The 10,096-nt window shown below is 43.6% G+C and carries 4 protein-coding genes; all 4 read right to left on the reverse strand.

Annotated features, from left to right (window positions below):
• Positions 1-116: 116 nt before the first annotated feature.
• Complete coding sequence (locus C6Y40_RS00010) at positions 117-2,540, reverse strand: hypothetical protein (RefSeq protein ID WP_105932741.1); 2,424 nt, start codon at positions 2,538-2,540, stop codon at positions 117-119.
• On the reverse strand, positions 2,540-6,421 hold the full coding sequence (locus tag C6Y40_RS00015; RefSeq protein WP_105932742.1) for a hypothetical protein: 3,882 nt from the start codon (positions 6,419-6,421) through the stop codon (positions 2,540-2,542). The genes C6Y40_RS00010 and C6Y40_RS00015 overlap by 1 nt, the downstream gene beginning before the upstream one ends.
• A gap of 96 nt (positions 6,422-6,517) precedes the next feature.
• Positions 6,518-9,169 carry a DEAD/DEAH box helicase gene (locus C6Y40_RS00020; protein WP_105932743.1) on the reverse strand — a complete coding sequence of 884 codons (2,652 nt, stop codon included), beginning with the start codon at positions 9,167-9,169 and terminating at the stop codon, positions 6,518-6,520.
• A gap of 1 nt (position 9,170) precedes the next feature.
• Positions 9,171-10,058 carry a DNA methyltransferase gene (locus C6Y40_RS00025; RefSeq protein ID WP_240621791.1) on the reverse strand — a complete coding sequence of 296 codons (888 nt, stop codon included), beginning with the start codon at positions 10,056-10,058 and terminating at the stop codon, positions 9,171-9,173.
• Between the last annotated feature and the right edge of the window lie 38 nt (positions 10,059-10,096).

Genomic DNA, 10,096 nt, shown 5'->3' on the forward strand with positions numbered 1-10,096 from the left:
TTCATATTTTTGCCGGTTTATGCCGATGCTGGTGAAAATTGGCAGTTATTCAGACCTTCCTTAGCATTTTTTATCGCTTCAATTTCTTTTACAGATTTGTTGAATAAAGTCATTTATCAACTGAGCAAAATCGCATCTCTAGAGTCGGGATTTATCTCTTTCCATCGTTTAATTAATGTCGTGACACATGGGTTACCCGCAAGCTGATTCATACGAACCCAATCAACATCTAGCAAATCAGCAAGTAATTCGATGTCCAATTCACCTTTCAAGGTGTGCCATTGCCGGATGCTTGGCTGTCTCATTAACTGAGCTTTTGGAGAGGTTAATCCACCGACAACAAAATACCCCTTTTCTTTGTCGTACCATATGCGTTGAATACCCGGTATGTTACTCATCCAGCGTTTGATGTCGTTTAAAGGCTTATCGAAGAATCGAGATAACAAGGTATCTAAACTACCGCTGATTGATGTATCTTTTTTCTTTCCTCGCTTATCTAACCAACGCTGAATAACCTCTTTTTTTACCTGATAGTAAGTCACCTTCGTCTCATTTTGCTGATGAAGCGAAACTAATTGTTCTTGCCATAATTCAACTAATTCGGGTAACTCACTTTCAAATCGCATTGTTGCCTTTTGGCTGGATAACACGCCATCATCACTCAACTCTTTGACAATATTGAGCAATACTTCACTATCTGGCAGAACCCAATCCGTCAACGGATAAGGCTTCTGTTTCTTGGTTAAATCCGAAAGCGCATCTTCCATACCAAGTGGCAATACATTCGTTTGGTCGTAAGATGGATCTTGCATCATGATTGATACTTGTTCGTCCTTATTCTTACTCAAAACAAGCGTAATTCTTGCCGCAAATCGTCGTTGTTTATCAACTTCAGTACCGTAGTAATCCATTACGACATTCTGACGATAACTATAGGGCCAATTCTCATTCATCAAAGTGAGCAAATCATCTACGGATGTTTCGAAATTGGCCAGGTACTCATTTGTTTTCAAAGTCATACCAGAATCAGTGGGATCGAAGGGGATCAACACCGGTCTGTCGTTTGAAACCGTAAACAAATAACCATCAGTAATGACAATAGTTGATTCATTTAAACAGGCGCGTTGCAATGGCAAGACTTGAGAAATAGCCCTATCAGAATCAATCAGTAAACGTTTGATCTCTAATTCTTTAAGAACCACTTCAAGCTTTCTAATAATCGCTTCTTTGTATGCCTTGGTATCTAATAATTCGTAGTTGTAGGTGTAATATCCACCTTCAGACGCAACGTATAGCTTTATCGGGTCATCGTCTCTTTTTGACTCGATTAATAACCTTTTTTCGACTGGGTCTCCCGTTAAATCATGAGGATTAACGTTGATATGTTGAACTGCACACCGTCCAACTAACGACTTTGTTAGTGGATAACGATCATCTTCAATACCTTTTTCCTGATCAAGCAGAATCAAAACACGGTCCGAACGTTCAAGTTTTATCCGTTCAAAGTCATTTGCCGAAATTCCATCTAGTAAATCCCACGAAACATCGACGCCTTTCTGTGCAATGAGCGATTTAAATAAGTCTAAGATTTCTTCACAAGCAACAACGGTATTAACTCTTAGGTCTATAACCTTGATTTCACCGGATATCTCGATGCTTGGGAAAGATGACTTAGCCTTATTGGCCTTATGCTTTGTTTTCAACGTCAGTGGTTGGAGATTTAACGTTTTAGCTGAAAGTTCAAAACCATAGTCACGCGCAAAACAGATAAACGCATCTTGCACTGGTTTTAACACCATAGGCCAACTTTGCTCAAACCTAGTTGGTGTAGAAAGATCCAGAAACGGACGCTGTTTCCGTGAATTTTTACTCTTTCCAATTTCTTTAAACAGCGTACCTCTCGGTTTTCTTTCATGGCCAGGATACCACCTGACGAGTACCTTATTTTTGTCATAGACCCATAGAGGCTTCTTAATGCGATCTATATCATCGTCATTAGATAACGGTCTTAATGGAACATTGGTATAAAACAGAGCAATCTCAGTGGTATTTCCATCTTTTAACTGCTGAGTTCTACAATCTAGGCTGATCGCATTAACACCGCCAGCCCAGCTATCTACTTTCAATAACGGACAACCTAAGCTGTAAGCGCCTTTACAATGACCGCCAAAAGCCCGTAATGATCGCATCATTAGTCGAATCCACACAGGATTTAACACCGGTGAATATTCAACTCTAACTGGAGTAATAGGTTGCAACTCGGCGTCTACAATAGACGGAGGAATATCACTTGAGCTTTGTAAAGCCACATAGAGACCAAACTGATTACCATTTTTTTTCATTAAATAGGCAAACTGCCGACTGTCTAGTTCAGCATCGATACGTTCTTCCCAGGCTTTCTTCTCTTTCCACTGATAGTTGTTATTGATGAGTGGATAGTGATAAACCACAAATTTGTTGGCTTTATCTGCATCAACCTTGTTATTCAAATAAACCAAATGAGACAGCGGCAACTTCCTCAAATCTTTATTTTTATCCATTAACCTTGCTCCCTCATACGCTGCCAAACTATTTTCGAAAACCACTTGAAGCCAGACGTCATTTGATATCCATCGTTCACCAAACAACCTGGTAGAAACAGGATTGAAGCATTCTCAACTTTTACTGGCTCCAACATTTCAGAAAAGCCCGATAAGGAACAATCTTCACCAGTCAATAGGTTCGCGATAACCAAAATGGCGTTTTCACCACGGATTTGACGGATCTTCTCCAGCTTTTTAATTAATCCCAAAGGCGCAAATTCAGGACGTTTACCAGAAGCAAGCCATTGCTCAAAGCCTTCATCTGACTGTTCCAGAGCAGCTATTGACCAAAATTTAGCATCAACAAAAACATCCGCGTTGGCTATCTCAAAATCATATAATTCAAACAACTCATGGTTGTAGACGTCTTGTTTAGTGGCTAGCTGCTTGTCACTCAGCAGTGCGCGAATACCTTCTTCACCAATACGCCCTTGTAAAATTCGCTGAATCACGACAGGATGAAATGCAAATTGCTCTTCAATATCGTTGGCAAACGGCTGAAACGACGTTCGAAAACCTTTACGATTAAACCAATCCGAAATAGCAGGTTGCCGGTTTACAACCTCATAAAGCGTCTGTGGGTTATACTTAATCAATCCCGCTGCACGCTTTGCAAAGAACTGCCAACTTTTTGGGTCGTACCATATTTCACCAGTAACCTTTGATTCCTCGGGCCGTTCAAAGCACGCCCAACGACACAAAGGCTCAGTAATGCCAAACGTATTGTTATGCGGCATCCATTGGAGATCATGCTGTAATACAGCGCGGCCTAGTTCATGCCAAAGTCCTGAAATATCTTCGATACAACCCTTACCTTGTCGTGCATCTCGGATAGCGGAAACTAACTTGTTATCAATAATATCTACCGCAGCAGAGCCATCTTGGAATCGCGTTTTCAACAGGGTAAGAAAGTTGGAAACCGATGCATCTTCGGAATGAGTAAGATCATCAATCAGCTGATTATTAAGGTTTGAAACCCAATTTCGGTTGTTAGTACAAACGGTTAATTGGCCGTAGTTGCGAAGATGGCCTGCTAAATCATCGCTTAAATGAATTGCGACATGGGGCACATACGTCCAAGCACGTTCAATACGACCAACTTGCTGCTGCACGTCAGCAGCAAGATTCTTAACGTAGTCATTTGTCCCTTTATAGAGCTTGTTTAGCTCCTGGATTTTAGCGACTGAGTTATTCATTAACGGCATAATAAATTGCCGCTGCTGCTTACGTGAAAACTCTGAACGTCTGACTAATTTTTCTAAGTTTCTGAGCTGAAAGCCAGCATGAGACATTTCATCATCAGCGTCATTGCTATCCCATGGTGAAAAGTAAAAGTGCTTACTTTCAATAATAAACAGTGACGTCAGATCCATCTGTCCTTGAGAGTTGGGCAAGGAGTAGTCCAAATTAATTCCATTGGTAGCGGATGCAGTTTGTGTCATTACCACCACGGTTCGGCCAGAGTCGAACGCCGCTTGATAGGCGTACTCAAATCCTTCTCGCTTTTGTGCTTCAGCATTGAGCAAGCAAATCATCATGGGCTTACCGTTGACAGCCGATGGAATAAACACATCGTCAAAAGAAGACAATACGCCAGTGGTTAAACGCTCAATTTCAAGCCAATCCGCGCTCATCCTACTGTTTTCTGCGGTATCACTTATCAACCACTTCCGAAGGTATTTGACTGAGTTAACAAAGGCTAGGTGTCCTTTATGTTGTGGCTCATTCGCTGCCAAATGCAGAACGTGCAGTAATTTAAACAACACAGACTGCCGGTATTCATACTTGTAATCAGAGTGCTCAGCCTCAAAAAATGCAGCGTTCAAATGCAGTTTTGGCTCCAGAAATACTGGCGCATTGATAGCATCATCAAAGTCGTGGATCGTGGTTTTCAGTGTCGAGCGACGCTTTTCAGATTTATCTTTAACCAACGATCGGATCACTGCCATTTGCAGCTGCTTATCCTCGTCAGTTTGTAAATACGGAATTGGCTTCTTAAACCAATCTTCGGGGCGCTGCTCAAAGCTATCGCCCAAAAAACTCTCGGTACATTGTGGACTGCGAGCCTGAGCCACGTAACGTAAAGCGCTTTCAATCCAGCGTATATCGAAATGACCAATCCCCCTTTCGATATAAGAGGTTGCGGATAGTGCAAAAACCAGGTTTCGACTCGATAACGAAACCATTAACCCTTCAGGTGTTGTCGGCAATAGAGCACGTTTAATCTTGATCCTCAACGGGTCAATATCCGCTTCAGCTTCATCCGTGGTTAATAGCCAGGTTGTTAGGCCAAACATATTCGTCTGAGTATTAGGTAATAGGTTTGATCTACTGAGCGCTTCTAACTCAGGCAAGCTAGTGCGAGGCAAGGAGAACAGCGATAAGCTGGGTAACGCTGTGCTATAGTAGGATGGTCGATAGTCATTCGCAGGATCAAACAGCAATCGGTTTAGCCGAACGAGATACTCATAGGCTTCGGACTCATCGGTTGCGAACTGCGACAACAGCAAACTGAAGCGTCTGATATATTTCTCCATCACACGCAAAAAATCACCGACATCAACGGATTCTTCATCGCTTTGTCCATAACTTTTCACTTCAAAGCCATGAGGTTTTTGCTGTAATTGCAAAGGCTCACTGGTTACTAAGTGATCTGAGCGAAACAGATATTTCTTTTCGAACGGCACACCGGATTCATACTGTTTTAAAGGCATTACCAGCGCCCTAGACTGATTCAGATCGACACCTTTGCTGGTCAAATCCTCCTCTAGCTCCGCAATAAGCTGTTTAAGCTCACTGTAAAGCTCAGGTATAGGTTCGGCAGTAACAAACTGCATTCGCGCTAAAAGACGCTTGCCCCCTTCAAGTAATTGGCCAATACACTCAGGCGGCTCTTGCACCATTTGAGACTGGGCAAGTAATGTCTGTAGAATGTCGGCTTGGTAATCAAACTCATCGACAAATACTACCTTTCCGGCCAGTTGTCCGCTCGACATTCTGACTTTCTGTTTACCGTCGTAAAAGGAAGCGAATAGCTTCTGCGTCGTTAACACCAGCAAATGTTGCTTATCATCGTGCCAGGCAATCGCCGGGAAAATTCGACGCACCCATTTATTTTCTCTAAATAAACGAAGCTTTTCTTTTGCTTGCTCCGTGAGCTCATGCGTCTTGCCATGCTGCTTGCTGGCATACTTCACTGCCTTCTCTAAGGACGACATGCACCCAAGTAGCGTTCGTTCGACAAAGCCACACAGTTTTCTTAGTTCCTGCTCTTCTCGTTCTAGTAAGACGCCCATCGAATCAGGGTTTTTCTTTTTATACTCAACATTACGGGCTATGGCTGCAACGTTGTGGCAAGCACGAACGAGAGCCTCTTTATCAGCATTAGAACGAAACACTCCTAAACCATGGATGTCCTCAATGGCCTTATAAGGATCGGGCAAGTCAGATTTTTGAACGCCTTGTTCATGTGGCAGAGCCCGTTGCGAAACCGCACTAACAACAGTTTCATCCTGAGCATAAAGAATACTAACCAGCAATGGGTTGCCTGAGCTGTCTTTTGCACTCGTTGCACTTTCATAAATGTCATGCAGGATGTTCCAGCGATGGGTGACCAATATGGCCTGCAACCCTTTAGATTTTATAAATTCAAGGCTCGCTGGAGTCTTCCCGTCAGGGCTACGATAAAGCGAACTACTTTTGCCCCCGCCTGTTGGGCCTTGTAACTGACAAAAGCCAGCAATAGCATTTTCGCTCTTTGCATTAACCGATAGGGCAAGCGCCTGTTCAATCGTATGCGCAATGATTTGATTATAAGAAGTCGGTATTGGCTGACTCATCTAAATCCTCGTTAACTTGATATTCCTTTTGAGTTTCGCCCCTGTTTTAAGAGGAGCGACAAGGTTGGAGACAACACAACACCAACAAATGACTCATTAATTCAACTCAGGCACGATTTCCTGTGACCAACTGTCTTCCATCAGCATTCTGAACGACATACCACCCGACGCTGCTTCCAACGTAAGTTCGCCAGCATCTACCGCCGTCTTGACGTGCTCAGTTAATAGCTCAAACAATCGGCGCTTGTACTCAGTGTCATCGTTTCCTTTTAAATGCTCACCCTTGGTTTCCAGTACAGAGAAGCGGTAACTGCCAGAGTTTGGCTGTTCGACGCACACCAACAAGTCAGGGTAAACCTTTTGCTTTTGCCAGCCTTGTAGGCTGTACTCGCGTTGATTTACTGCAATACGATGCCACCAATACACAGACGCTTGCTTATCCAAATACCAGGCTGTGTCGCGCTCTAAATTGTTCAGCCCATTTTGATAGACCTTTTCAAACAGGCTTTTTTCGAGTACTGATCCATCTTTGCGGCGAAGCACCTGATCATGTTCACTGACATTAACCTCTAAGGTTTGCGCCAGTTCCCAATTTAGCTTTTCGTTGTCTGAAGCGAGTAGACGTAGGGAGATATCACCCTTGTCCAACTTAGATCTGAAGATTTGCTCCGATAATTGCGCGACCTGTTGTTTAATGTCGCGCTTCATCTCTTTGAGCAGCTCAAGGCGGTTAGTAAACAAGGCCTCCTCAGAAACGCCATTACCACGCAAGATGTCTAACGTGTGCGTTAACACCCGCATGGCTTGCCATGGGTTTGGAATAACATCGGTGAGCTGCCTTACCATAAAGGAGATATCCAGGCCTGCATTCGGGTCAAACTCGATGTTCTCGTGAACCGGATCGGCTAAGTCCAATTCGCCTTGGTTATCCTTTGACATTTTGTAGTCGATACGGGCAATCGTGCGCTTTAACTTATCGTCCACTAGCTGGAAGTTCTCAGCATTCAAATAAGACAGCGATTCCCAATCTAGGTCACCCAGCACATCCCGTTCATAGTCAAACAAACGGTAGCCGTCTTTGTACCCAGCATCGCGATGTAAAACCCTAGGCAAGAATATTTTAGGTAGGTTACGAAAACGCTCTCTACGCAATAAGGTTTCTTTGCTCACTACTGCGGCGGGTTTATTGGCTTCTGTAGCTTTAACTTGATTCGCCACATCTCCCATCCCTTCTTCTTCTAAACCTTGCTTAACACCAGCAACAGCTTCCATCACGTCTTGATCAAAGGTATAGACATAACACTCATCTAAGCTTGCTTTTTGCGTCAATCGCGCATGTGGTTGACGTAGTACACGGCCAATCATTTGGGTAATTGCCGTTTTTGCGGTCATTTTTGACAACACGGTTAATACATAAGCGAAAGGACAATCCCAACCTTCACGTAGCGCATCCTTTGTGATGATGTATTTAACTGGGCACATTTCGCTGAGCAAATCATCATCACCCAACTCGTCTTTATCAGACGTTTTCAGGCGGATTTCATTTTCATTCACGCCCAATTTGTCCATCAAATACTCGCGGGCATCTTCCGCATGCACAAATGCTGAATCACGCTGATCTTTACCTGTGCGCTCAACTCGGATCAGCATGATGGGACGAATATAGCGACCGGTTTCGTTTTGTAGTTGCCCGGCATCCTGTTCAAGCTCTGCCAATTTAGCGTGCGCAAGCGACAAGGTATGCTTCCAGTCACTTTTGTCTTCGTTGATTAAGTTGATGGGCAACTTAATCATTTGCTCATCTTTCAAAGCTTGCCCAGACACATTCACCAGCACATTTGAGTGATGCTTACCGTTTGCGTTAGGCGTGGCAGAAAGCTCAAGAATAAACTTAGGGTTAAAGCCACACAGGGTTTCTCTTGCGGTTTCGCTATAGGCTTTATGCCCCTCATCCACAATAATCATTGGGCGAACCATGCGTAACACATTGCCTAAGCTTTGTTTGACTGACACTGAGCCTGGCGCTATGCCTTCTTGCCAACCGTAATCTGAAAGATCATTACAATCTAAATTACGAATACTGCTCAATAGCGCCTCATTGGCTGTGGTGTCATCTTCAATCGGGAAGAAGGTGGTAAATCGCCCACTATCACGGAACATGCGTAGGGTTTCTTTGGATTGACGCGCACTGGATTGCAGCATCAACAACATAACGCACAGGTTTTCGTCGGTATCCCGCTTGGTAAATGCATCGTTCTTTTCGAGCATTTTTACTCGTCCACCCGAAGCACGCTCTAGCATTTGCCTATACGGATGCTCACGATTGGCCAACTGTTTCCAGGTTTGTTTGTAAATGGCATCCGACGGCACCACCCAGAGCACCATACCTGTCTGTTGCGTAAACAAATCAGTTTGCAGGCGCTCAACCGCAGCAACACCAAGTAAGGTTTTACCACCACCTGTCGGTACTTTCAGGCACACGTTAGGAATTGGCCGCTCTAATCCGTCAAATCTTGTGACATAAGGTGCGGGCACCAAGTGACCGCTTTTGTCTTTAAGTAGGTCAATACGGCGCTCCTGTACCAGAGCTTCCCACGTGTCTTTGGCATAATCGGTTAAGCGAGCGTCTTTGCCTTTCATTTTCTGAAAAGCAACAAAGTCTTCCGCTTCTTCCTTGGTGTCGGCCAGCTTTTTTAAGTAATAGTCCAGCTTATCCAGCACACCATTTTGGTAGTCTTTTAACTCCATGTTACGCCCCCATAATACGATGGATAGCGTAAGGCAACTGGCAAAACTCAATGCGTTTTTCAGTTAAGTCCTTCTGACTCATAAATTTCGCTACAGCAAATACAATAGTGCGTTTCTTCGTAGTATTGTTTTTAGCTATAGCCTCTACTTTGTCCGCGTTTAATGCGGCTTCATTTGAACGCAACCATTCGCTATCTGGACGATAGAACAGATGAATACGGAATAGATCTGTTTCACCGATAAAACCATCGGCAGAAGCTTTAGCAACAGTTTCTAATGACTGCCCAGTTGCGGTATAAAACACATAACGTGCAAGCGCGTCGAACGATGGCATCGCTTCGCCAGTAAGTAAACTTTCAATTTGAATCGGTTCACCCAAAGTACAATAAGTGAAACTACCACCAATGCCTGGCGCAAAATCATCCACTTTACGCTCACCAGTTACAGTAAGTACACCGTCTTTGAGCTCTTTCTTGATTTTGTCAAAATCCTTGCTGTGTTTTTCTTCAACTTTGGCTATTTTTTCAAGCAACTCCGCGTGTTTTTTCTCAAAGACCGACCACGTGATTTTTTCAGAAAGCAGTTCTTGCTTCTGGTTGCCTTTAAAGGGGTAACCGTTAATAACACGACGAACACGTTCAGCAGTTAATGTATCGGCGTAGTCTTCACACTCGACTAAGATAAACTTACGGCTGCCATTGTCTTTTTTATTAGCTTCAAGAACTGCATGAGCGGTAGTTCCAGAGCCAGCAAATGAATCGAGTACGATGCCTTCTCTACCAATAGACAATTCAATACAGCGCTGAACATGCGCTAAAGTTTTGGGAGCGTGACCAAGTGGGTTTTGCCCTGCAAAAATATTTTTAAGGAAGGTCTGAATAACTGCCAATTTTCACCAGCATCGGCATAAACCGGCAAAAATATGAA

This window comes from Marisediminitalea alba, from assembly GCF_002993365.1.
GTDB lineage: Bacteria > Pseudomonadota > Gammaproteobacteria > Enterobacterales > Alteromonadaceae > Alteromonas > Alteromonas alba.